The 23,584-nt window shown below is 41.5% G+C and carries 22 protein-coding genes and 1 pseudogene; 13 read left to right on the top strand and 10 right to left on the bottom strand.

The window, feature by feature from the left end:
• The first annotated feature begins 255 nt into the window (after window positions 1-255).
• Both BLV33_RS09885 and BLV33_RS09880 read left to right on the top strand, forming a co-directional pair.
• Window positions 256-1,971, top strand: coding sequence for a proline--tRNA ligase (locus BLV33_RS09885; protein WP_090790552.1), 1,716 nt, complete (start codon window positions 256-258; stop codon window positions 1,969-1,971).
• Between the two features lie 193 nt (window positions 1,972-2,164).
• A complete protein-coding gene (locus tag BLV33_RS09880; RefSeq protein ID WP_090790550.1) occupies window positions 2,165-2,701 on the top strand; it encodes a hypothetical protein in 537 nt (178 codons plus the stop codon).
• 58 nt (window positions 2,702-2,759) lie between these two features.
• On the opposite strand, the gene BLV33_RS09875 is transcribed toward BLV33_RS09880, so the two are convergent.
• Window positions 2,760-3,452, bottom strand: a complete 693-nt coding sequence (locus BLV33_RS09875; RefSeq protein WP_090790549.1) for an ArsR/SmtB family transcription factor — start codon at window positions 3,450-3,452, stop codon at window positions 2,760-2,762.
• Window positions 3,453-3,575: 123 nt separating this feature from the next.
• On the opposite strand from BLV33_RS09875, the gene BLV33_RS09870 reads away from it, so the two are divergent.
• The gene (locus BLV33_RS09870) at window positions 3,576-4,427 is read left to right on the top strand and encodes a DMT family transporter (RefSeq protein WP_090790547.1); all 852 of its coding nucleotides are present in this window, start codon (window positions 3,576-3,578) and stop codon (window positions 4,425-4,427) included.
• 40 nt (window positions 4,428-4,467) lie between these two features.
• On the opposite strand, the gene BLV33_RS09865 is transcribed toward BLV33_RS09870, so the two are convergent.
• From BLV33_RS09865 to BLV33_RS09855, 3 genes are all read right to left on the bottom strand, one after another.
• On the bottom strand, window positions 4,468-5,841 hold the full coding sequence (locus BLV33_RS09865; protein WP_090790546.1) for an SEC-C metal-binding domain-containing protein: 1,374 nt from the start codon (window positions 5,839-5,841) through the stop codon (window positions 4,468-4,470).
• 145 nt (window positions 5,842-5,986) lie between these two features.
• Window positions 5,987-6,316 (bottom strand): hypothetical protein, encoded by a 330-nt coding sequence (locus BLV33_RS09860; RefSeq protein ID WP_090790544.1) that lies wholly within the window; start codon window positions 6,314-6,316, stop codon window positions 5,987-5,989.
• Window positions 6,317-6,351: 35 nt separating this feature from the next.
• Window positions 6,352-6,804: a hypothetical protein gene (locus tag BLV33_RS09855; RefSeq protein WP_090790542.1), complete on the bottom strand. Its 453-nt coding sequence runs from the start codon at window positions 6,802-6,804 to the stop codon at window positions 6,352-6,354.
• 305 nt (window positions 6,805-7,109) lie between these two features.
• Between BLV33_RS09855 and BLV33_RS09850 the strand changes: the two genes are divergently transcribed.
• On the top strand, window positions 7,110-7,358 hold the full coding sequence (locus BLV33_RS09850; protein ID WP_090790540.1) for a hypothetical protein: 249 nt from the start codon (window positions 7,110-7,112) through the stop codon (window positions 7,356-7,358).
• Window positions 7,359-7,399: 41 nt separating this feature from the next.
• Here BLV33_RS09850 and BLV33_RS09845 read toward each other — a convergent pair whose 3' ends face one another.
• On the bottom strand, window positions 7,400-7,711 hold the full coding sequence (locus BLV33_RS09845; RefSeq protein ID WP_090790538.1) for a hypothetical protein: 312 nt from the start codon (window positions 7,709-7,711) through the stop codon (window positions 7,400-7,402).
• A gap of 400 nt (window positions 7,712-8,111) precedes the next feature.
• Between BLV33_RS09845 and BLV33_RS09840 the strand changes: the two genes are divergently transcribed.
• Complete coding sequence (locus BLV33_RS09840) at window positions 8,112-8,426, top strand: DUF2653 family protein (RefSeq protein WP_090790536.1); 315 nt, start codon at window positions 8,112-8,114, stop codon at window positions 8,424-8,426.
• A gap of 268 nt (window positions 8,427-8,694) precedes the next feature.
• A complete protein-coding gene (locus BLV33_RS09835; RefSeq protein WP_090790535.1) occupies window positions 8,695-9,300 on the top strand; it encodes a DedA family protein in 606 nt (201 codons plus the stop codon).
• Window positions 9,301-9,370: 70 nt separating this feature from the next.
• Here the strand turns inward: BLV33_RS09835 and BLV33_RS09830 are convergent, their stop codons facing one another.
• From BLV33_RS09830 to BLV33_RS09810, 5 genes and pseudogenes are all read right to left on the bottom strand, one after another.
• A complete protein-coding gene (locus tag BLV33_RS09830; protein WP_090790532.1) occupies window positions 9,371-11,176 on the bottom strand; it encodes a phospholipase C in 1,806 nt (601 codons plus the stop codon).
• 58 nt (window positions 11,177-11,234) lie between these two features.
• Window positions 11,235-12,368 (bottom strand): putative lipid II flippase FtsW, encoded by a 1,134-nt coding sequence (gene ftsW, locus BLV33_RS09825; protein ID WP_090790529.1) that lies wholly within the window; start codon window positions 12,366-12,368, stop codon window positions 11,235-11,237.
• A 40-nt stretch (window positions 12,369-12,408) separates the two neighbouring features.
• On the bottom strand, window positions 12,409-13,143 hold the full coding sequence (locus BLV33_RS09820; RefSeq protein WP_090790527.1) for an FtsW/RodA/SpoVE family cell cycle protein: 735 nt from the start codon (window positions 13,141-13,143) through the stop codon (window positions 12,409-12,411).
• 15 nt (window positions 13,144-13,158) lie between these two features.
• A pseudogene (locus BLV33_RS09815) lies at window positions 13,159-14,060 on the bottom strand (IS1595-like element ISPaen7 family transposase).
• Between the two features lie 55 nt (window positions 14,061-14,115).
• Window positions 14,116-14,556, bottom strand: a complete 441-nt coding sequence (locus tag BLV33_RS09810; RefSeq protein ID WP_253187019.1) for an FtsW/RodA/SpoVE family cell cycle protein — start codon at window positions 14,554-14,556, stop codon at window positions 14,116-14,118.
• 426 nt (window positions 14,557-14,982) lie between these two features.
• Between BLV33_RS09810 and BLV33_RS09805 the strand changes: the two genes are divergently transcribed.
• From BLV33_RS09805 to BLV33_RS09775, 7 genes are all read left to right on the top strand, one after another.
• Window positions 14,983-16,704 (top strand): ABC transporter permease, encoded by a 1,722-nt coding sequence (locus tag BLV33_RS09805; RefSeq protein WP_171909088.1) that lies wholly within the window; start codon window positions 14,983-14,985, stop codon window positions 16,702-16,704.
• A gap of 8 nt (window positions 16,705-16,712) precedes the next feature.
• Window positions 16,713-18,011 carry an ABC transporter ATP-binding protein gene (locus BLV33_RS09800; RefSeq protein WP_090790521.1) on the top strand — a complete coding sequence of 433 codons (1,299 nt, stop codon included), beginning with the start codon at window positions 16,713-16,715 and terminating at the stop codon, window positions 18,009-18,011.
• 101 nt (window positions 18,012-18,112) lie between these two features.
• Window positions 18,113-19,042 (top strand): magnesium/cobalt transporter CorA, encoded by a 930-nt coding sequence (gene corA, locus BLV33_RS09795; protein WP_090790519.1) that lies wholly within the window; start codon window positions 18,113-18,115, stop codon window positions 19,040-19,042.
• Window positions 19,043-19,059: 17 nt separating this feature from the next.
• Window positions 19,060-20,097 carry an FUSC family protein gene (locus BLV33_RS09790; RefSeq protein WP_090790518.1) on the top strand — a complete coding sequence of 346 codons (1,038 nt, stop codon included), beginning with the start codon at window positions 19,060-19,062 and terminating at the stop codon, window positions 20,095-20,097.
• A 73-nt stretch (window positions 20,098-20,170) separates the two neighbouring features.
• A complete protein-coding gene (locus BLV33_RS09785) occupies window positions 20,171-20,530 on the top strand; it encodes a hypothetical protein (protein WP_090790516.1) in 360 nt (119 codons plus the stop codon).
• 125 nt (window positions 20,531-20,655) lie between these two features.
• The gene (locus BLV33_RS09780; protein ID WP_090798827.1) at window positions 20,656-21,390 is read left to right on the top strand and encodes a hypothetical protein; all 735 of its coding nucleotides are present in this window, start codon (window positions 20,656-20,658) and stop codon (window positions 21,388-21,390) included.
• Window positions 21,391-21,602: 212 nt separating this feature from the next.
• Complete coding sequence (locus BLV33_RS09775) at window positions 21,603-23,357, top strand: MerR family transcriptional regulator (RefSeq protein ID WP_090790514.1); 1,755 nt, start codon at window positions 21,603-21,605, stop codon at window positions 23,355-23,357.
• Window positions 23,358-23,584: the final 227 nt, after the last annotated feature.

Genomic DNA, 23,584 nt, shown 5'->3' with positions numbered 1-23,584 from the left:
GAATAGAAGTTCAACAATCGAGGTACAGAAAAGAAACCCATAGGTTGAAAGGTTTCTCATCCGATTGAATTTCTTCCCACCTGGTGAGCTGCAGCGGAGAATAAATGAACCGTTGCCGGTGTCGACCGTTATCTGATCGAGGATCGCCATTATTAATCGATGTGGTGATTGAAATAGGGTGGTATCACGACACATTCGTCCCTGACGGATGTGTTTTTTTGTTTTTTATTTGTTTATAAAAAGGAGGCTGCAATCGTGCGCCAAAGTACTTTACTATTAACGACCTTACGTGAATCGCCGTCAGAAGCCGAGGCGATCAGCCATCAATTGATGCTGCGAGCTGGATATATCCGGAAATTAGCGGCGGGCATTTATACTTATTTGCCGCTGGGCAGGCGAGTCCTCCGTAAGGTGGAACAAATCGTTCGTGAGGAAATGGATAGGGCAGATGCTCAAGAGGTGCTTATGCCTGCCATGCAGCCTGCTGAACTATGGAATGAATCCGGGAGATATTCCGTATATGGTCCGGAATTAATTCGATTGCGTGACCGAAATGAACGGGAATTCGCCCTAGGTCCCACACATGAAGAGGTAGTAACTGCACTGGTGCGGAATGAGGTAAACTCATATCGTAAATTACCATTGACGCTATACCAAATCCAAACAAAATTTCGAGATGAACGACGTCCTCGATTTGGGCTGCTGCGCGGCAGAGAATTTCTTATGAAAGATGCTTATTCGTTTGACAAGGATTGGGAAGGACTTGATCATTCGTATTGGAAGATGTTTGATGCTTACAATCGAATATTCGGCAGATGCACATTAGATTATCGTGCTGTAGAGGCTGATGCTGGATCAATTGGCAGTGAAGGCGGAACCCATGAGTTTATGGCGCTAGCGGGTATTGGAGAGGATACTGTTGTCACTTGCATGCGATGCAAATACGCGGCTAATCTGGAAAAAGCTGAATCTAGCTTTAGAACTATGGAGCCTGCCGCATCAATGTCAGCAGAGATTGAAATGTTTCATACACCTGATCTCCGTACGATTGATCAACTAGTAAAATCTTTGGAAATCGAATCCGCCGATATCATAAATACCCTGGTTTATCTCGTTGACGGTAAGGCTGTCGCGGTATTAGTAAGAGGGGATCATGAAGTAAATGAGACTAAAGTTAAGAATTATCTTGGAGCAGATAACATTGAGCTTGCGGATTCGCAAATGGTGAAATCTTTAATGGGGATGCCTATTGGATTTATAGGTCCAATTGGTCTAAACTTGCAAATCTTAGTCGACAAGACTGTAGCGAATATGAATGATGGGATTGCAGGCGCTAACAAACAAGATTATCATTTTCGTCATGTTCGGCCAGAAAGAGATTTTAAAATGGATCATGCGGGTGATTTCCGTAATGTTACGGAAGGTGAGACTTGTCCTCGTTGTCATGAGGGAATCCTTAAGTTTTACCGAGGGATAGAAATTGGGCATGTATTTAAACTCGGTACAAAATACAGCAAGAAACTCTCTGCGACTTTTTTAGATTCTTCAGGCAAAGAACAAGTTATGATAATGGGTTGTTATGGAATTGGTTTATCGCGAATTCTTTCAGCTGTTATCGAACAAAATCACGATGAACAAGGTATAATCTGGCCCTATTCACTAGCACCGTTTCATGTTCATATCATACCAATCTCGGTTGTAGACGAATACCAAATGAAAGCAGCAGAAGAGCTCCGTACACATCTGATTGCTCAAGGTATAGAAGTTCTGATTGATGATAGAGATGAGCGGCCGGGAGTCAAATTCAAGGATTCAGATCTTATTGGTATTCCTTTTCGAATAGTCATTGGTAAGGATGCCGTCCAAGGAAAAGTTGAATTTATTGAACGGAGAAATAAGGAAAAGCAGTTGGTTAGTTACGAGGAAGCGGCATCATGCATTTTAGATTTCATTAAAAATATTAAGGCATAGTCACGCCGATTACCGGGATTTCGGTATAGCGATCCATTCACACGTCCGTGAAATGGGTCGCTTATTTTTTTTGGAGTTAAAAGAATCAGCTTTCATTATTTATACATTTTTTAGATTTTTTTTAGAGTCCATTTAGACACACCTTTTATCATTGAATTAGGAATCTTACTTGATTGAAAGGGGGATGAAAACCTTGTTTTCTCGTAACAAAAATGGTGAACGAAGGGTCTCGCCATCCATGTACAAGTTCTTGCTCGCCTCGCACATCATCGTATCCGTCGGATGGCTGGGCACTGCTTTCGCCAAGCTCATCCTCGAGCTAGCAGCCATTACGACCAGCGCCCCGGATCTCTCTGTGGCATTATACCTAGCCATGGAAAAGCTGAACATTGCATTTCCTATTATGGCCATAACTACATTCGTTAGCGGCGTCCTCCTTTCTTTGGGCACGAAATGGGGCTTGCTTCAGCATTACTGGATCGTGACCAAGCTCGTGCTGACAGTAGGGGTAATCGTGACCGCGGTACAGCTCGATGAACGTTTTATCCGTCTGTCCATCTCTGCACTTTCCAGACAGTCGATGAATAACGGCACGATCCTCGGAATCGCATTGTCGCCGCCGAGCCTTCTGATCTCTTTGACCGTGGCCCATTTGCTCATGCTGGGGGCTGCCACGGTCATCTCCGTGTACAAACCGTGGGGTAAGACAAGGTTCGGTCGGCGCAAGTAGGAGCGACTAAGGCACCCCTGTCGTCAACTAAATTTTTCCTGCTCCGCCGTCGTATGTCTTAAAGTATCTTGATCAGTCCAAACTCTTCAGACAGCCCATTAATTCCGGCCTCGGTTACACGTACTGCCCTGCCATCTGGCAACTTTTCGATCCACTCAAGTTCGAACAGCCGAGTGGTAAGTGCGGCTCCTAAGCTTCCCGCCAAATGATACCGGCGTTCGCTCCAATCCAAACATTGGCGAGCAAAATGCCTGCGGCTCTTGATACTTCCTTCGACTTCCACTCCGAATTGTTTCAATCTCTTTTTTCCTGCTTCATTCAAAATAAAATCTTTCCCGGATTCCTCAATCAGCTTCAATTCAAGAAGCTTGTCGGTCAGGGCAACACCGATTTTGCCTGCCAGATGGTCATAGCAGGTACGAGCATATTGCAATGCTTTTAACTGATCTGATTCTCGGAGTGATCGAACAGGCTTTTGAGGAGCAATGGCTTGCAGGGCCTCCAAAGCGTTTGCAACCTCGCTGCTGGCTAAACGAAAATATTTATGCCGTCCATAGGACTCATGGCGAAGCAGACCGCCTTCCACAAGCTTCGCAAGGTGCGAGCTGGCTGTCTGCGGTGAAATTCGAGCGGTGCTGGCCAATTCGCTGGCAGGCAATGCTTTTCCTCCAAGTAAGCTTACTAGCATTGCAATGCGGGAGGGATCACCTATTAGAGAAGCAACCTCTATAATATTAGGGATCGAGCTCATTTTTCCAAGCCTCCAAGCAGCTTGCTACAGCAAGCTGGTTAATTTACATTCATACTTCGATCATAACCGAATTATTATCATGCTACAATCACAAATGAATGTAATACGCCTGAGGGGGAAACTATGAAACCGGTTTTTTATGGAATGCTTGTTGTACTTGCCACTTCACTAATGGGATCTTCCTTTGCTGTGGGGAAATTGGGGTTATCCTATTTCTCTCCGCTTCTGCTAGTCGGGCTCCGCTTTACGATTGCTGGCCTTCTCATGGCTCTATGGGTGAGGAAAAGACTTCCCGTATCAACTGATGATTGGATAAAAGTTTTTCTTGTGGGCTTTTTTCAGACAGCGGCGGTGATGGGATGTATTTTTTTAAGCTTACGTACGATTTCCGCCGGGGAGTCTTCCATTCTAACCTTTGTCAATCCTCTCCTGGTTGTCCTGCTCGGAACATGGTTTCTTGGAATGAGATATCGATTCTATCAATGGATCGGGGTTGTGATTGGATTTTTGGGTGTGGTTGTAACTCTTGGATTCCATCTGCAATTGAAAACCGGGACTTTACTGGGGCTGGGTTCAGCACTTTCCTGGGCAATCGCCACCATCCTGGTGAAAAAATGGGGAGCTCGGTTCGAGATCTGGGTGTTAACGTCTTACCAGATGCTATTCGGCGGTTTGCTCTTGTTAGTGATGGGAGTTACCTTGGAATCTCCGAAAATCATCATCAATACAGCGTCCGTATCGATCGTTTTGTACCTTGCCATTATGAGCTCCATTGTACAATTTGCCACTTGGTACTATCTGTTGAGCCAAGGGGAACCTGGAAAAACAAGTGCTTTTTTGTTTTTGGCCCCGTTTTTTGGCGTTTTGTCAGGTTGGGTGATACTTGGTGAAGTAGTCCAATGGTTTGTGTATTTGGGAGGCTTCTTCATTATTATCGGCATATTTCTCGTCAACTGGACTTCCTCAAGCAAATAACAAAGGACACCTTTCGGGTGTCCTTTGTCATAGCTTCGGCTTAGATATTTTGCCCCAACCAGTGCAGTAATTCAGGTTTTCTATGCCACAAATGATGATGTATTTGCGCATAAATTACAGCTTCCCGATCATCCCCAAAACCTATATATTCCGGTGTCTGTCGAGGAATACGCTTCTTGGCCAGAAGGTAGCCGTGAACGTATGGATTCTGTTTCCTGGCATCTTTTAATAGAGATTTGAGCTTGACCGATAATCCATGAAGTCCATATTCAATAAGCATACGGTTATAATTAAAACTTGCCGTGTTATCATTCTTATATTTGTTGATGAGAGCTGCGCCATTTTTCCAATCTCCGGTTTCCAAGTAAGCAAGCAGCAACAAATCGCGTACTCCTTGATTATCATTGGGGTTTAACTCCAACAGTTCTTTATAATGCTTTATCGCTTCCGATGTATTTTCCATACTTGTGCATGCCTCAGCATAGCCCATTTTGGCCCTCATATAAGGGCGTGTTTCAAGCTGTCCCCAAAAATATCCCTTGTTCTTTTTGAAAAAAGCTTCGCCCAATGCACGTTCGCCAGCCAATATCCCCTGTTTGTAATAATAGGCCGATTCTTTGACCGTGGCCGCCGCGTTTTCGGCAAGAATATTGTATGCATCGGCGGTATCAGGAAAAAGGATCAGAGCATCTTTGGCCATTTGAATACGTTTCTTCACATTAGGCTCGTCCCACGCATCATAGATGAGATCTTGAGCTTGATCTTTTTTGGAAGGATTTTTCTTGCTTCCTGTTTGGTTCTGATTTAGATTAAGCTGCTTGAGATAATCATTCGCCTCATCCATGGAAGTGAAATTTTGCTCTTCAAGCAATGCTGTTATCTGCTGCAGATCCTTCTCCATTCCCTGTCCACCCAATGAAACCTGTGGTGCAAACTTTTGATCAGGAACGGGTGGCATTTGATCATCCAAGTAATCCATGATTTGATTGCTGCGCTGAGAGATGGCCGCGACAGATACGTTATATTTTTCCGACAAGGATAATTGGGTTGTTTCATACCCGTAAATCAGAGAGAAACAATATTCAACAGCGGCTGGAAAAACACCAGCTTTTTTGATAACAGGCTGTTCATGGTTGGCAAAATCGTTCCACAACCGGATGGCTGTGATTACTTCATGTTGCGGATACTCGGCGGCCATATTCTTAACCAGCATGTGAGCCGTGATTAAATAAAGAGGGTTGTCCCATTTGAGCTCACGATCGATAACGGATTCGTAAATCTCCGCTTCGGTTAATGGGGAACTGTTCACGGTAATTCGTGTAATATTGGCGGCTTCATCCTTGGACAGACAGCATTTCTTATACTTTTTCCCGCTTCCGCAATGGCATGGATCATTTCTTCCCAATTTTTGCATTGACTTATTCCTCCGGCTTTCCACAAAAAATCAGTTTTATTAATTTAATTTTATCAAATGTTTATCTACTATAAAACTGTAAATCGACAAAAAACCCTGATCTAAACAGATCAAGGTTTCTGGAAATTGAATTAAAACGCTTAAATTATTCAACAGGAATCTGTTCTCTGGCCTTTGCGATAAGATCATTGACCTTGTTTTCAAGGTTGATGATTTTTTGCTTTCGCTCCACGATTTCACGATACAGGGATATCGTCCCGGATAATGCATCCGCTGTGCCGGAGGGGTTTGCTTTATTCACGGACTTGGTGAAGGTTTTCCATACAGAGGATAATGCTTTTTTTGAAGCTGAGCTGGAGCTGTTTTCTGATTTGATCTTTACTTTGATGGGATCAATTTCGTCCAATGTTGATCTTATGATGCTTACGGTTTTGGCTGAACTCTTCTTGGCGTCGGCAAGATTCGCTTCTTTCATATTGATATCGTCCCGTGCCAGTTGAGTGGCGGGTCTCAATACATCGGCCTTGGTGTTAGAAATGAAATCAATGTTTTATTTCCTGTCATTCGTGCTAAACTGATTTGTTTATTGACAGAAGTATAGCTTGCGAGCAATGGCTTGTAACGGTCCCGCGCCTGCTTGACTTGGGCATCCAATCGATTGATTTTATCGGCATCGATCTTTTTCATTTGTTTGTTCAAGTGAAGCAGGGATTGCTCATTGGCATCGTGCAAGTATTTGATTTGACCTTCATTGATCACATTTTGATCGTTTAGAGCTATAAAATCGTTGTACAGTCTTGTTATTTGAGCTGCTTTATTTCGATCTGCGGCTGCAATAGTCTTATCCAGGGAGGCCTTGACGGCAGGTGTTATCTCAATGGATGCGGCGGACGCCAAGTATGGGGCTGAAAACGTCAGGATGAAAATGAGAATGAACACAGAGATTCTTTGGACTGTTAGCATGAATAATCCCCCATTAATTGAGAACATAGAAAACGCAAAAAGCACCTGTATGATTGACGGGATACGCCAAATCTTACAGGTGCTTCCTTTTGCAAGTTCTTTTAATATACTTGATGAGACTCCCGAGTGTCAAGGGCTTGATCCAATTTTCTTCTCATGCTTTTTTCTCATGTATTTCTCACAAAACTGTAGTATAATGTCGCTGACATTGTAAATATATTAAGCTTAGTTCCCCATCCTTTATGTATGATGACTTAAAATACAAATCTAACTTAAACCAAAAAAGAAAAGGTGGCATAATCTACATGAAGAAATTGCTTGTACTTGGACTTTCCGCTTGTCTATTGTTTAGTTTTACCGGCTCTGCTTTTGCTGCTTCACCTACGAATACTAAATCCAGTGAAAAAACGGTTCATGCTGCTGCTGTAAAGAAAAAAACTGTGAAAAATTCAACCCATACCAAGAAGCAAACGGTGAGTCACACAAATGTCAATGCCAAAAAAGCACTTAAGAAAGCGGTCAAAACAGCTAAAACAAAAGTTGCAAAAAACTAGCCTCAGTCAATTATATTTTTATGGTAATCAGGAGGGAGGAACTATAAAGTGAAAAAGAAGATTTTAACGATAATGGTGGCCTTACTTTTAGTCGCAAACAGCTCAATGGCATACGCAACAACAAAATCCTCGGGAAAAAGTACAGGAAGCGCTCCGAGCACTTCGGTAAGGTCGGGGACGTTTTCAACTTCCCCTGGATCAAGTTCAAAAACCAGCCCTTCCACAAGTACGTCCCCAGGCAGCGGGTCGAGCAGTAAATCAACAACAAGCGGCAGTACCAGCCAAGGATCAAGTTCACCTTCTTCATCCGTAAATCCAAGTCCATCGTCAGGTTTTAGTGGAGGAGCGTCCAATAAATCGACAGTACCTAGTACATCCAGTTCTAGTAATGATGTAACTAAAAACGGCTCAACCTATAGCACGGGTGCTCAACGTCCGTCTAATGCCGTGGATGGAAGCAGAGTAAGTCCGTATTCTGGAAAAACTTATTATGGGGGTAGCACTTATTCTAATTCTCCTCCGCCCAGTTATCGCACAAGTCATTTCTGGCCTGTTGTTGGTGCGTTTGCAGCGGGTACTATGCTTGGATCTATGATTCATCCCTGGGGAGGATATTATCCACAAAACGGGGGAGGTTATGTGCATCAACCGTTCTCATTCCTTACTTTGTTTCTGGATGTAATTATCATATTATTTATCATTTGGCTATTGGTTTTTGTTTTCAGACTGATTGTTAGAAGGAGATAACGCATTATGAAAATTCTTTTTGATGAACAGGATGTAGTGGATTCAGTTCATGTATTTATTGCTGCCAAAGAGAATAGAGGCTTCGTTGAAGGAAGCGAGCCTCATCAAGTCAAAGAGGTCGAGCTTATTTTTGATTCCGGAATATCAGCAAGTGGAAGAATCCACGGATTCAATCATTACTTGAGTCAGCAAGATGTCATCGATGCAGTAGCCACGTATTTGTCGTCCTATTACTCGTTCGAAGCGGATCGTTTATTGATCGATTTAGCATGGGACGAAACGACGAAGAAATTTAGTGCGGAGATCGTCGTAGAACGGTAGCTTAAGCTTTTTGTTTGTTTAAAAAAAACATGATTCTTGATGTAATTAAAGGATCGCTGCGGCGGTCTTTTTTCTTTTGATCAGAAAGTATAAGTTTTATAAACTTATCTTGCTTCGCATCAACCTTGACAAACGCGCTCGTCTTTTAGGACGGCTTAGCCGTTTATCCTTGTTACCGAGGAGTTTATGCGTTTTGGGGTAATACTTTAACTATGGAGTATTCTTGTTTCCAAAATAGGTGTGGGTCATTAATGGAGGTACCAATTGGATGAAGCATAACCTTTTATTGTTTATTGCCCATTTTGGCTATATTGGCATTTTTGCTGCTTTAGTGCTTGGAATTATAGGCTTGCCTATACCTGATGAGTTCATTATGACGTTTGCAGGATACTTGATCTCACAAGGAAAGCTTAACTATTTGATTACCGTTATAGTTTCAACGGCAGGCAGCTTTACCGGCATGTCTGTGAGCTATTTTATCGGGTATAAATTTGGTTACCCGCTATTGGAGAAGCACGGTAGTAAATTCCTTATTACCAAAGCGAAGTTGGATCGAGCTCACAACTGGTTCCAAAGATTTGGAAAATTCGCAGTGCTTATAGGATACTTTATTCCTGGAGTTCGCCATTTAACGGCTTATTTTGCAGGTATCAGCAAATGGTCTTACCCCAATTTCATCGTATATGCGGCACCCGGGTCCTTTCTCTGGTCCATTTCTTTTATTACATTAGGTACCTTTTTGGGAGTTCATTGGCATGTCGTTACCGAAAAGATCCACAGTTACCTGTTGGTTATACTAATCTTATTAATTGTAGGTGCACTAGTTGTATGGTATTTCAGAAAAGCTGAAGACAATAAAGCTAACGCGGATTGAACCTTTATCTTTATTACTGCAAAAAAAAGGGAAAAGCCTGGGAAATAGTTGGCTCTTCCCAGGCTTTAGATTATTTAGATCCATCGTCAACATCATTCACATTTTCATTGCTGTCTTCATTATTGTCATTATTGCCGTTGCTGCCGCGTACTAGCTTATGATCAGATTTATCATTATAAAAGGTTACGCCATTGTAAGTCATCGTGTTAACGCTGTTTGTTGTTATAGTTGCGCTTGATGTGTTATTTCCACTGCGTACCTTAACGATAAAAGTACCGCTTGGAACTTGAAAATGATACTGAAGTTTACCGTTAGCGGTTTCCAACGCAGTCAGACCGAAGTCCCCATACTGGGAGGCAAGAGTTTGTCCATATTTTGCCGTTTGTACGGTACGGTCGGCATTATTTATCAGGGTAATGGTTGTGTCCTCTTTTTTTGCGCCATTCAGGTCAATTTCACCGTTGATGTTATGGTAATAATCACTTTTCGGATCCACTGCGGCTCCTAGTTGATACACATACGGCTTAGCGTTTGGATGTTTAAAATCGAACATATCCAGCAGATTGTTGGCATTTTTATCGCGATTGTTTAATGCAGGCAAATTATAATTCCATTCAAGGAATTTCAAGATAGACGTATGATCATACTGCACATGGCTTACATAGTTTTGCTTTGAGTAAGGCGAAATCACTAATGCCGGAACTCGTGTGCTGTTTCCTATGAGACCGTCTGCAGTTTTAACAGCTTCAGGTGGAGCAACATGGTCGTAAAACCCGCCGCCTTCGTCGTAAGTGACAATTATAGCCGTGTCTTTCCAGTAAGGGCTATTCATGATTTGATTGATCGTTTTGACGGTAAAATCTTCTGCGGATGGTGTACTTTGATTTCCTAATCCCGGATGTTCATCGTCACCGTAACCGCCTTTTATAAAACTAACTGTCGGCAGAGTCCCGTTCGCAACGTCCTGAGAAAAATGAGTATAGTCCTTTAAATTTTGAATATATTTACCATCTTCATAATTCTGGAAATATTGAAACGGATTATGATGCGGCGAATATTTTAAGGCTTCCGGAGAGCCGGGATTAGCTTTGGCAGCATCCCATCCACCCGCATACCATGCCCAAGATTGATTGTTGGCTGTGAGTTCATCACCGATGTTTTTATATGTGAGATTGTACGTAAGTCCTTTTGGATTATCTCCGCCGAACGGACCGTTTTTGGGACTGGGATCACTGGTAATTTGCGAGGAAGGAACATTATTGTTAGCCGGGTCAGATCCATTGCCGGATTGAGCGGCTATTAAATAAAAGGCACCTGGAGTAGAAGGACCGGAAACAGGTTGGAAATAGTTGTCGGCCAAAGCATAGTGTTGAGCGTATTGCCAATAGGCCGGGATTTCATTGTAATCAAAATAGGACATGGATAGTTTTCCGCGGGTAGGATTGGTCCCTTTGGAATTCATGGTATAGAACTTGTCCATTTTTCCGCCATCCACCATGGCGATCATGTCAGCGTAGCCATGGTTGACGTCAGGTTGTTGAATTTTGGCTTTTCCCGTATCATGCCACGGATACACCGGGTTCCCGTTATCATCAGGATTGTAGACATTGCCCGATACATCCTTTACAACATTGTCCGATACATGCTTGAAATTAACTACATCTTGCGGAGTCCCGCTTATTGCGTGAAATCCCGGAGCATAAGGATAAGTCCCCCAGTAGTTATCAAAAGTCCGATTTTCCTGAAAGATGACGACAGTGTGCTTGACGGGTGAATTCGTAACAGAGCGATCAGCACTTACCGGAGCCATGGCAACAGATGATGTCATCACCAGGCTGCTCAATGCAGAGCCAAGAATTTTTTGTTTTAAATGCATAAGATTTTTTCTCCTCCTAGTACGTTTGGTTTTTGAAGCTAATGTATATTAAACTATCTCATTGTTTTTCAATAATAAGATTATGTAAATCAGGTTTGGATTCTTTTTCTCGCGAGATGCTTAGTAAAATCCCAATGCTTGTTAAGCTTATCAGCAAGGAGGAACCGCCGTAGCTTATAAATGGAAGTGGTATTCCCGTTATAGGAATACTGCCGGTGACTCCCCCTAAATTGACCAGGGCCTGGAACCCTATTAGAGAAATAATCCCTATTCCGGCCAAACATCCAAACAAATCCTCACATCGAACAGCAATTAGAAGGCCCCTCCATAAAAACAATACATAAATGAGTAAAAAAATAGCGTCTCCTATAAATCCAAATTCTTCTCCAATTACTGAAAAAATAAAATCAGTATGCGCTTCGGGCAGATAAAAATTCTTTTCTATGCCTAGTCCAAATCCTGTTCCAGTAATTCCACCATGTCCAAAAGCATACAAGGATTGTACAAGCTGATAGGAGGTTCCTTGTGGATCGGTCCACGGATGCAAAAAAGAAGTAAATCTTTGTATTCGATAGCTTTTGGCCAAAACGATTATCAAGGCTATTGGGGAAACACATAATAATATGGCTAGCAAATGCTTGGAATTAGCCCCGCCAACAATAATAACTATCGAGGTACCCAGAAGAATGACAATAACAGAGCCAATATCAGGTTGAAGCATGATGAGCCCAGCTACTAAACCCATAAGAAGAATAACGGGTAAGAGTCCCTTTTTAAATTGCTGAAATTTTTCACCTTTTTTATGGATTAAGGCAGCTATATAAAGCACTAAAGCAATTTTAGCCAATTCAGTTGGTTGAACCCCAAAGGGTCCTATACCGAACCAGCTTTTATGACCGTTAATATTCGTACCTACAATTACGACGAGTATTAAAAGAATAAGACTACCCAAAAATAAGATCTTGACCCATTTTTCAAATTTTTTATAATGAATATTCATAAAAATGAACATTGAAATCACTCCGATTATGGCCCAAACGGATTGTTTTTTTTCAAAGTACCAAGCACTATGGTACCTCATGATGGATGTTGCTGCACTTGCACTAAAAACCATGACTAAACCAAAAGATACCAGCAAAAAGGTCAGAAAAAGAAAGAGAAAGTCAGGTTTTCCTCTCTTTACGGCAGTCATTTCGTTTCCCCCTTCTTCTTATTTTTGGTTAATCTCCGAACTAAAAAGGTTTCTTTCCATGAATCTTAATACTTAGGACTAAACCAATGGAAATCATGTTCGTCATGAGTGAGCTTCCGCCGTAACTGATAAAAGGCAAAGCAATTCCCGTTAGCGGCATCAGCCCGGTATGCATGGCTATGTTTTCGAATATTTGCAGTGTGAACATGGATATTACCCCAATCACAACATAAGTCCCAGACAAATCGTTACAATCCATCGCGATTTTGATTAATTGATAGATGAGAATAAAGTATAAGAGAATAAGGACAGTCGAGCCCGCAAATCCAAACTCCTCTCCAATGACGACAAATATAGAGTCTGCATAGTCGTATGGAATGTAACCAGCTTGTACGAACTTCCCGTGTTTGAATCCCTCGCCTAAAAACTGTCCTGTGCCCACAGCTTTGATTGAATTCAATACGTGCCAGCTTTGATTGGGATCACTCGCTGGATTCAAGAAGGTTTGGATACGGTGCAGCTGATGAGGCTTTACAATTTTGGAAAACAGACTGAAATCATAAAAATATAAAGCTGTGATCCCTGCGATCATACTAGCTAATCCAACAAGTCCTATGATCGAATGGGTTACTCGTACATTCCCAATCCATAGCATCCCTAAAAAAATACAAACAAACACAATGGAGGTTCCGAGATCGGGTTGGGTAAGCACAATAAAAAAGGGCACTGTTATAAGCAGCCCAATGGGAAGGATATCTTTAAATTTGAATATCAAGTTAGCTCCGCATCGTCATATGGTAAGTTCCTGGTAAGTAATGGTATCGGTAGAAATACAAGCAGATAAAAGCCGATTGAACAGTTGTCCTTCAAACTGTCTGCGGTTGGTACGGAAGCAAAATTCATTCAAGTAGGCTTGCAGATGCTTAGGTGCCAAGCCGTGAAACGTACCGCCAATAAAAGCTTGGCGTTTGAGATCATCGTATGAAGCCACTTCAAATGATCCGGGTTTTCTTTGACGTTGAATTTGAGCGGCTGATGGTTGTATTCTTTCGCAAGCGCGTTGTAAGAATGGTAAGCGTCGCTGCTGATCGTTGCGCCGGGTTCGATATGACGCTGTGCAAAATCGATCAGCGTTTTCCCTTTTACATCCGGAATCACTTGCATTTTGACGTATTGCGGTGCTCCCTGTTTGTTGAGTGAAACACCTACGAGCACGGGCGTTTGTTCGGTGCCACGACCGCGTTTGCCGCCTTCTGTTGGTGCGCCAAAGAAGGCATCATCGAGTTCAACCAAGCCGGCCAGTCGATAGTTGGCATCGCGATCACCCATAGCTTTCCTGACTTTCTGAAGGAGCAACCAGGCTGTCGGATAGGTCAATTCAAGTTCTCGAGCGATATAGGTTGCAGAGATGCCGCGTTTATCATGGGCGATTAAAAAGATCACCCAAAACCATGTCAACAAAGGCGTGTGCGTTTTATGCATAATGGTACCGGCCGTCACGGAAGTTTGATGCTTACAAGCCACACACTGGTAAAGCTTCCGCGTCTCTAGGAAATAGAACGATTGGCTTTGGCATTTCGGACAGCAAAACCCTTCGGGCCAACGAATCTGGAACAGATGATCGTGACATGCTTGTTCCGTATTAAACTTCTCTTGAAACCTCTTAAGCGTCATCGTTTCTTGTTGAGCCACGCCAATCACTCCCGAACATTCGTTTGTATTTATTATATCAAACAAATGTTCGTATTTAAAGACCTTGCTGAAACAACTTGATATTCAAATCTTTAAATAAATGCAAAGTATCTCCGTTTCTTTTTTCAAGCAGTTTTGCTGCCAAGAGGATCACAGAAACTTTGGCCAACTCTGACGGTTGAAATTGCATGATACCCAGATTGATCCATCGTCGGGAGCCATTGATGGTCATCCCTTTAAACATGACATACACGAGGAGAAGGATGGATATTCCGTATAAAATCCAAGATAAGTGACGGACAACTATTCTATAATCCATACATGCTATAAGAAGCATAGGTATGAGTAAAACTAGAAACATTACAGCATTGTTGATGTGCAAACCCTGATATTTGGTTCCATAGGTCGCACTGTATATGACAAATGTACTGATGACCAAGAAGCAGGCTAATATGAATAAAATAGGGATATCCAGATTTTTCAATTTAACAAGCAACTGTTTCACCACTTTTATAGGTTTACTATCTCTCTAATCTTATACAGGAAAATTAGAAGAAACATTAAAATAAGATTAAAAACTTATTTTACTAAACAAAGGAAGTTTTTTGCTTGACAACCTGGGATTGCGGGAGTACTATACATCTGAACTTTGGGCTTTTTTAATTGTATTTAGGAAGGGGGGAACTGAAAAATGGACGGAAGCAGTCGAATGTGTAAATTGTTGAACATTGTTGTAGTTTCTATAAGCAGGAACACTGACTTTTCTTCCTCAATGATAGAGGAAGTCTGTCCATTTTCAGTTTGCCCCCAATGGGTCTAGGCTGAGTAATGTAACTGACTCCAACATTGATGGAATGATCTTCAGAAACTCTCCCTGCTTCAAGCAGAGGAGAGTTTATTTAATTGACAGGAGCGGAATACCATGAAAGGTTTGTTCATTGCAATGAATCACAAAAATAAATTTGGTTGGGCGGATATCGTTGTGATTTTCCTGCTGCTGTCCGTTCTGTATGCTGCTGCCAAACTGGGTTCAGGCATGCGAGTACCGCTCTCTCAAGAACATCAGCCAACCTTGAGCCTGGATCCCATATGGCTGCCTTATTATGCAGGACGTTCTCTGCTTCGAATGTTTATTGCTTTTGGCGCATCACTCATTTTTACATTTGTTTACGGACATATCGCGGCGTACAATCGTACGGCAGAAAAATTCATGATCCCGGCTATTGATATTTTACAGTCCGTACCTGTGCTGGGCTTCCTCACAGCAACAGTCATAGCTTTTATGGCTTTGTTTCCGGGGAATCTGCTCGGAGTTGAATGTGCATCGATTTTTGCAATATTCACCGGTCAGGTCTGGAATATGACGTTTAGTTTTTATCATTCGCTTTCGACAATTCCCCGCGATTTGAATGAAGCTTCCAAGATTCATCGGTTGGGTGTTTGGACTCGTTTTACCAAGTTGGAGGTTCCATTTTCCATGATCGGATTGGTATGGAACAGCATGATGTCATTCGGCGGGGGATGGTTTTTTCTCGCGGCAAGCGAATCCATTAGCGTATTGAATCAGGATATCCATTTACCCGGTATAGGATCATACATGGCAATGGCAGCAGACCAAGGAAACAGCAGCGCAATCGCATATTCTATCATTACTATGGTCATCATGATCATTGCCGTCGATCAGTTATTCTGGAAGTCCGTTGTCGCTTGGACACAAAAATTCAAAAACGAACAGACGGAAGCCATTGAAATGCCAACTTCTTGGGTGTTTGACATTCTCAAACGAGCTCGTTTTGTTCAATGGGTGAATCGCAAAGTAACGACTATTGTTCATGATTCCATGATCAGGCTGATTGAAACAGGCACAAGTGTTCAATTACCGCCAACACCATTACTCCTCAAGAGAATGATGAAATGGACAGTAGGGATCATTGGAAGTATATTCGTCTCGAAACTCGTTTACGAAGGTATTTTAGAGATCGCTAAATTAAGCTGGTATGAAGTTTTTCATGTGGTTATACTAGGTCTACTCACGGCATTACGAGTGTTTTTGTCTACGCTGTTGGCCGCTCTATGGACGCTTCCCATTGGAGTATTCATAGGAATGAACCCACGTTTTTCAAAAATTGCCCAGCCTGTTGTTCAAATTTTGGCTTCTTTTCCAGCGAACATGACATTTCCGTTCTTTACCATTATATATTTACAACTCGGTATTAACATGGAATGGGGGGCAATCCCTCTCATGATGCTAGGAACACAATGGTACATTCTTTTCAATGTAATAGCTGGAGCTATGTCTATACCTTCTGATCTCAAAGAAGCAGCTGCAGTCTTGAAATTGACGAGGTGGCAAACTTGGAAAAGGCTAATCCTTCCAGGAGTTTTTCCTTTTATGGTCACTGGCTGTATTACAGCAAGTGGAGGCGCTTGGAATGCAAGCATTGTCTCCGAGATCGTTTCATGGAGGAACCATACGTTGGAAGCATCGGGATTGGGATCGTTTATCGCTCAAGCAACGACTAAGGGAAATTGGCCGGAAATTATTTGGGGGATTATTGTGATGTGTCTGTTGGTTGTGTTCGTTAATCGCTTGATATGGCGAAAGCTGTACACTATAGCAGAGAAGAAATACCATTTGGAATGAGGTGAACCATGAAAAAAACGCTTATTGAACTGCAGCAAATCTGCAAACGATATGATTTGCCTAATCAAGCAAATGTCAGCATATTGGAAGATATTCAATTGAAAATTTCAGAGGGAGAGTTTGTTTCTATACTAGGCCCATCTGGTTCTGGGAAATCAACATTGCTGCGAATTATTGCAGGTTTGGTATCTCCTTCGCAAGGCTCAGTCATCTACAATGGCCAATCCATCCAAGGAACAAATTCAGGCGTTGGCATGGTATTTCAATCCTTTGCCTTGTTTCCTTGGTTAACTGTGCTGGAAAATGTAAAGCTTGGTCTTGAGAATAAACGTTTAAGAGATAAAGAGAAAATGCACAAAGCTCTTTCTATTATAGATATGGTTGGACTTGATGGTTTTGAGGGTGCTTATCCGAAAGAATTATCTGGAGGTATGCGGCAGCGAGTAGGCATTGGCCGTGCTTTGGTCATGGAACCCGACATTTTACTCATGGATGAACCATTCTCAGCACTTGATGTCCTGACGGCAGAAAATTTGAAGCGGGATTTATTGGAGCTGTGGACTGAGAAAAAAATTCCGACAAAATCCATCATTATGGTGACGCACAGTATTGAGGAAGCGGTGTACATGTCTGACCGGGCCATCGTGCTTTCTAGAGATCCAGCCCGGATTATCGCGGATATTCCTATCCTCATGCCTCATTGGCGTGATAAACAAGAGGTACATTTTACTGGGCTGGTCGATAAAATTTATTCCATTTTGACGCATAGGGAGTTAAAACACACGGACCAACCCGAAGAACACAAGAAAAAGATTGAAAAAATTCAGAAAGTACCTGCAGGCGCATTAACAGGTTTCATTGAATTGATTGATGATTTGGGTGAAAAGGTGGACTTATATAAATTAGCGGATCAGTTTAGTCTGGATCTGGAAGATTTCTTACCTCTTGTAGAGGCCGCGCAGATGCTGCAATTTGCTTCTATCCATCAGGGAGATATCGAATTAACGGCAATCGGTCGTCAATTTGCAGACGCAAGTGTACTGGAGCGAAAAGAGATCTTCAAAGATCAGGTGCTGCAGCATGTTCCCACAATGGAGAAAATCATTTGGATTTTACAATCGAAGTCCAACAACAAAATGGAGCGGGAATTTTTTGTCGAGATTTTCGAGAAGCATTTTGGCTCGGAAGAGGCTATGCATCAATTGGACATTCTTATAGACTGGGGGAGATATGCGGAACTGATTGCCTATGATGAGAAAGCCAAATATCTTTATTTGGAACAAGAATCCGCCGTGATACCCGAATAAATTTATATAAAGGAATGGAAGTTCCTAACAGAATAGAGCAATACTATCCATATTCAGGTTCTCATTTTTTCAATTCAAAAATCTTAGGCACGGAGGTAATTATGCTCATTTATAACAAAGATACAATGGAAACCCATACTGAAAAGGTAAGAAAGCCTGAGGAGAATGAGGTTGCATGGATTCGCCTCCGCTACCCGGAGCCAACAGAAACCACTTATGTGCTGCACGATTTACTGGAAAGCCATCAACTTTTGGTTGAAGACGCAATTAAATTAAATCAACGACCCAAAATGGATCGCTACTCAAATAATATTTTTATCTCTTTCTTTACAATTGATGAACAATACAATCCGCTTGAAATTGCGATAGTTGTCGGAACCAATTATGTCGTGACCATTTATAAAGATGATATTCCAGTTCTGGAAAGCTTGTATGATGAGCTCCAAAGAGCAGAAGGGAAAATGAAATATCCAGCCCAAATTCTTTATCACATTATGGATCGTTGTGTAGATGATTACGTTCAAATCATTGATCATATCGAAGACACGGTTGAGCAGTGGGAAGAAGAGGTGCACATCGATCCTTATGCCAAAATTTCCAGTGAGGTATTCAAGTTAAAAAGACTTACGCACGGACTTCGCAGGATTTTTATAGAAGAACGATCCATATTGGGATCTGTCAGCCATCAAAATTTCCCTTATTCTTCACCTGATGCCGATGTCTATTTTGCAGATATCTTTGATCATATATCACGAGTAGTGGATTCCATTGACAGTTTTCGTGATTCCTTGACGGGACTCCTGGATATGCAGATTTCCATGAAAGCTGACAGAATGAACGAAATAATGAAAACCTTGACTATATTCAGTACGATATTTCTGCCTCTTTCTTTTGTCGTCGGACTTTACGGTATGAACATAAAGAATATACCGGAATATACCTGGGATTTTGGCTATACCTATGTTTGGGGTGTTATGATTTTTCTTATTATTGGCATGATTCTATTTTTCAAAAAGAAGAAATGGATCTAAAAAAAAGGGTGATTTGAATGATAAATCCGAATCTTTTCTCGAAATCTTTTCTTTATTTACATAGAATCGTAAAAATTTCTCTTGCATCCACGATTTCCTGGGAAATAGCACGTCAAATCGGTTCGAAGCATCCCTTTTTTGCGCCTCTGGCTGCCATTTTATGCTTACAGGTGACCGTGGAAGAGTCCATTCAAAAGAGCTATCAACGTATTTTAGGAATAATAGCCGGGGTTTTACTCGCCGAAGCAGCATCCCGCTTTATGTCTGTTAATAGTTGGAGTATTGGGCTGCTCATTTTTATCTCTTTAACCATAGCCAAGCTCTTTAAATTCGATGAAAACATTTTTTCTCAAGTGGGTGTAAGTGCTTTGATGGTCATGACCGTCGGAACTGGCAATAACAATTATGGATTTGATCGAATTATCGAAACTATAATTGGGGCGATAACTGCCATAATCATCAATATGTTTATTTTACCACCGGATTATACGAAAGAAGCTAGTCAGTCCTTACACCAAGCTGCATCGGATTTGGCAGAACATGTAAGAGATATTTCCAAATTTGTGTATGAGGGTCGTGACGACCATGCAAAAAGCGATCTGAAAAGCAAGACAACTAAGCTTTATAATGATCTAGATCAAGCAACGGAAAGAATCACAAAGGCTTTACATGCTTTGCACTTTAGTCCGCTGATTCGGAAAAGAAGAAAGCAATTAATCAAGTATCAACAATTGCTTCATAGATTGCAGCAAGTGTATATTCATTTGTTGGAGGTACAGAGAATCATATTGGAATGGAAACAAGCCGGAGGGATGAGAGAAGCATCAGCCCAAGAATGGGGAGATCGATATTCAAAGCTAGCTGAAGGTATAGAAGATTGGAAAGATGCCGAATTCTCAGAATATTTTATTCGCGATTTGGTCGAAAATATGGATAACAACCGGTTCGCTGATCTTACTAATGACGAATTCAGGTTCGCTCTACAAGAAGAAACCTTTCAATTGCTTGAGGATTTAATTTCAACCGATAATGTTTCAAACCCAAATGAAGGATAAAAGTGCAGCTTACTGCAAATAGTATTGGAGTACTAGTTCCGGTACAAAATTTAATCATAAGGGAGCCCTTCAAATGCCAAACAAACAATCTCAACAAGCAAGCAACGCAGCTCAAAATGCAGCTTCGCAGGCTCAACAAGCAAGCAATCAAGCGAATAACGCAGCTCAAAATGCAGCTTCGCAGGCGCAGCAAGCAAGCAATCAAGCGAATAATGCAGCTCAAAATGCAGCTTCGCAGACACAGCAAGCAGGCAGTCAAGCAAATAGCACGGCTCAAAATGCGGTAACACAGGCACAGAATGCAGTTAAACAAGCTCAAGCGAGTGGAAATCCGCAAGCGATTCAAGCCGCTCAACAGCAGCTTACTCAAGCCCAATCACAAGCAGCGCAGGCCAATTCGTCTACAAATACTTCCGGTCAAACGCAGGGTTAAATCAGTATTGGAACATCAATCAATAAGCTATCCCAAAAGGATGGCTTATTTTTTTGCAGACAAATGATTGTTTTCCGCCAAAAAATGATAAAATGTACCTGTACAAAAAGAAAGGCGGCGAAGATATGGTACATACATTCATCATCCAACCCGAGACGTATAACGCTTTCGAGAGTGAAGCGGAGCAGATTGATAAATGCAAAGAATGGGGTTTGCTTTCTGACAAAGCATCCAGATCAAAAGCTTTTTTCTACAAAGGAAGCGGCAAGAATTTGTCCTGCAGTATTATCGGTTATGTTGATAATATGACTGCGGTTATTGAATTCGAGAACAATCAAAAGCACTGCATTCACCCTTCCTATCTGAAGGAGATGCAGGCTTCGAATTACAGCCAGAGGATAGCGGCAGCTGTGGAAGAATCGGTGGATTCGGTTGAGGCAGATGGAGTAGAGCTTGAGATTGTGCAAGAAGCAGCTCAGCTTACAGAGGAAGCCATGATTGAAGAGCCTAAGGTCGAAGAAGCGCCCAAGGTGAAAGCAAAAAAAGAAAAGGCACAAAAAGTTCAGCTTCCAGAAGAAAAAATCAAAATGGTCGCTACCGTAAAGGAATTTACAACTGTGCCTAATAATTTCTCCGACAATGATGATGAAGTCGTTATCTACGAAGCGGTTTCCATTGTAGAACCAGAGACCGAACTCGGCACAGCCTGGTCCAGTCACAGTAATACGCTTAAAAAATTGGAGCTGGCCATCGGGGATACCATCACGTTTGAAGGTAAAATTGTAGCGAAGAAGCTCACCAAGCATCCCGTACCTTACAAAATCAATAATCCCGGTAAAATACAAAAAGAAGAATCCTGAGAAGACCATTCAGATTGGATTGGATGTATGTCATAAGTAATGGACCGGTACCCTAAAGGGTTACCGGTTTTTTGTAGTTTGAGTTGCTATTCAGAAAATCTAATAGATATTTATCCCTTTCATTGTCATTTGTTAAACCTTCTGAATAAAATGATACAGCTATAGCCCGTGAACTGGCAATAAATTAATTAAAGACGAAGGGACGACGATGGATGACAAAGAATAGGACCTATAAGCTTTCTGACATCGCCAGCAAACTTGGTAAGATGCGAACAACAGTAGCTGATTGGGCTAATCAATTTCGCGAATATCTACCGACTGTTGGTTCTGGCCGATCCCTGAGGTATACAGAAGAAGCCATTAATATTTTTGAGATAATTTCCAAGATGAGGGATGCCAATAAATCGCCTAAGTATATAAAGGATCATTTAACAAACTTGGGTCAGAAGCTTTTAATAGCGACGACTGATGATGATAATGATGAAAAGCCTTTACAGCCTGAATTTGAATCCTCAAATGTTCAGTTAAGTAAAGAAACGATGGAACTGCGTAACATTATCCAGAAGCTCACGCAAAAAATAGAAGCGAATAAACTACCTAATTATTTAAAAGATCCTCATTTGAATGACATGAATCAAAAGGTTGTTATAGCTATGAAACATGATGGAAATACTTTAACGCCCGATGTGGAAACCTCGAGCATTCATTTAAATAAAGAAGTGTTGGAACTGCGTAACTTTATTAATATTCTCACCGAAAAGATAAATGAAGTTTTGGAACAAGATGTCAGAAGTGAAATTACTGAAACTGCAGAAATCCTGAACAGACGATATGACGGTGTGTTTGAAGAAGTGATGGAACTGCGTAATTTAATACAGATACTCGCCGAAAAGATAAATGAAGTTTTGGAACAAGATATCAGAAGTGAAATTACTGAAACTGCAGAAATCCTGAACAGACGATATGATGACGTATCCGAAGAAGTGAAGGAACTGCGTAATTTTTTTCAGATACAGAAGGAAAAGATAAATGAAGTTATGGAACAAGATGTTAAAAATATAATTGCTGATACTGCAGAATCATTGAACAGACGGTATGACAGCGTAATTGTAGAAGTACTGGATTTAAGTAAAAATATTCAGACTCATACGGAAAAAGAAATGACGGAACTGCGAAACGTGATCCAGTTACTCACGGAAAAAACCAATGAGGTTCTGGAGCAAGATGTCAAAAGTGAAATTGTAGTCACTGCAGAATCCATGAACAGGCAATATGCCGGAATATCCGAAGAAGTTCTGGAGCTGCGGAACCTAATCCAGATACTCACGGAAAAAACCAATGAAGTTCTGGAGCATGTCAATAACGAAATTACTGACACAGCGGAATCCTTGAACATACGGTATGCCGGAATATCCGAAGAAGTAACGGAATTGCGAAACGTGATCCAGCTACTCACGGAAAAAACCAATGAAGTCCTGGAGCAAGATGTCAAAAGCGAAATGACTGACACTGCGGAATCGTTGAACAGACGGTATGACAGCGTATTTGAAGAAGTACTGGATCTGCGTAAAAATATGCAGACACATACGGAAATAGAAATTTCGGAACTCCGAAACGCAATCCGGATACTCACGGAAAAAACCAATGAAGTCCTGGAACAAGATGTCAAAAATGAAATTGCAGACACTGCGGAATCGTTGAACAGACGGTATGACAGCGTATTTGAAGAAGTGCTGGATCTGCGTAAAAATATGCAGGCACATACGGAAATAGAAATTTCTGAACTCCGAAACGCAATCCGGATACTCACGGAAAAAACCAATGAAGTCCTGGAACAAGATGTCAAAAGTGAAATTGCTGACACTGTAGATTCCTTAAACAGTCAATATACCATTTTATATGAACAAATGATGATACAGCAACAACAAATTGACGAATTAAAGAAGTTTTTAACTTGGAACCCCTGACACATTCGGTACAATGCATTTCATACACTTTGATTGTACACATAATACACTGTTGTTGGAGTTTGGAGATGGATCTCATTTTCTAATGTACGTTTTGCAATGTTCTCTCCATCTGACCTGCCTCGAGCATTATTTTAGCCCCGAGATGGGTAGCTGTTACCTTATTAGAGCAATACCAATAAGAGGCCATTGTTTTCTCATTCGAGTTATCCCATATTAATTCGCTA

It is taken from the genome of Paenibacillus sp. GP183 (assembly GCF_900104695.1).
In the GTDB taxonomy this organism is placed as follows: Bacteria; Bacillota; Bacilli; order Paenibacillales; family NBRC-103111; genus Paenibacillus_AI.
The sequence above is the reverse complement of the archived record's forward strand: the minus strand, read 5'-3'. Positions and strand labels throughout refer to the sequence as shown.

Excerpts from the sequence above, each read along its gene's own strand:
- BLV33_RS09875 (WP_090790549.1), bottom strand. The coding sequence starts at position 3,452 with ATGAGCTCGATCCCTAATATTATAGAGGTTGCTTCTCTAATAGGTGAT.
- BLV33_RS09870 (WP_090790547.1), top strand. The coding sequence starts at position 3,576 with ATGAAACCGGTTTTTTATGGAATGCTTGTTGTACTTGCCACTTCACTA.
- BLV33_RS09865 (WP_090790546.1), bottom strand. The coding sequence starts at position 5,841 with ATGCAAAAATTGGGAAGAAATGATCCATGCCATTGCGGAAGCGGGAAA.
- BLV33_RS09860 (WP_090790544.1), bottom strand. The coding sequence starts at position 6,316 with ATGAAAGAAGCGAATCTTGCCGACGCCAAGAAGAGTTCAGCCAAAACC.
- BLV33_RS09855 (WP_090790542.1), bottom strand. The coding sequence starts at position 6,804 with ATGCTAACAGTCCAAAGAATCTCTGTGTTCATTCTCATTTTCATCCTG.
- BLV33_RS09850 (WP_090790540.1), top strand. The coding sequence starts at position 7,110 with ATGAAGAAATTGCTTGTACTTGGACTTTCCGCTTGTCTATTGTTTAGT.
- BLV33_RS09840 (WP_090790536.1), top strand. The coding sequence starts at position 8,112 with ATGAAAATTCTTTTTGATGAACAGGATGTAGTGGATTCAGTTCATGTA.
- BLV33_RS09835 (WP_090790535.1), top strand. The coding sequence starts at position 8,695 with ATGAAGCATAACCTTTTATTGTTTATTGCCCATTTTGGCTATATTGGC.
- BLV33_RS09830 (WP_090790532.1), bottom strand. The coding sequence starts at position 11,176 with ATGCATTTAAAACAAAAAATTCTTGGCTCTGCATTGAGCAGCCTGGTG.
- ftsW (WP_090790529.1), bottom strand. The coding sequence starts at position 12,368 with ATGACTGCCGTAAAGAGAGGAAAACCTGACTTTCTCTTTCTTTTTCTG.
- BLV33_RS09805 (WP_171909088.1), top strand. The coding sequence starts at position 14,983 with ATGAAAGGTTTGTTCATTGCAATGAATCACAAAAATAAATTTGGTTGG.
- BLV33_RS09800 (WP_090790521.1), top strand. The coding sequence starts at position 16,713 with ATGAAAAAAACGCTTATTGAACTGCAGCAAATCTGCAAACGATATGAT.
- corA (WP_090790519.1), top strand. The coding sequence starts at position 18,113 with ATGCTCATTTATAACAAAGATACAATGGAAACCCATACTGAAAAGGTA.
- BLV33_RS09790 (WP_090790518.1), top strand. The coding sequence starts at position 19,060 with ATGATAAATCCGAATCTTTTCTCGAAATCTTTTCTTTATTTACATAGA.
- BLV33_RS09785 (WP_090790516.1), top strand. The coding sequence starts at position 20,171 with ATGCCAAACAAACAATCTCAACAAGCAAGCAACGCAGCTCAAAATGCA.
- BLV33_RS09780 (WP_090798827.1), top strand. The coding sequence starts at position 20,656 with ATGGTACATACATTCATCATCCAACCCGAGACGTATAACGCTTTCGAG.
- BLV33_RS09775 (WP_090790514.1), top strand. The coding sequence starts at position 21,603 with ATGACAAAGAATAGGACCTATAAGCTTTCTGACATCGCCAGCAAACTT.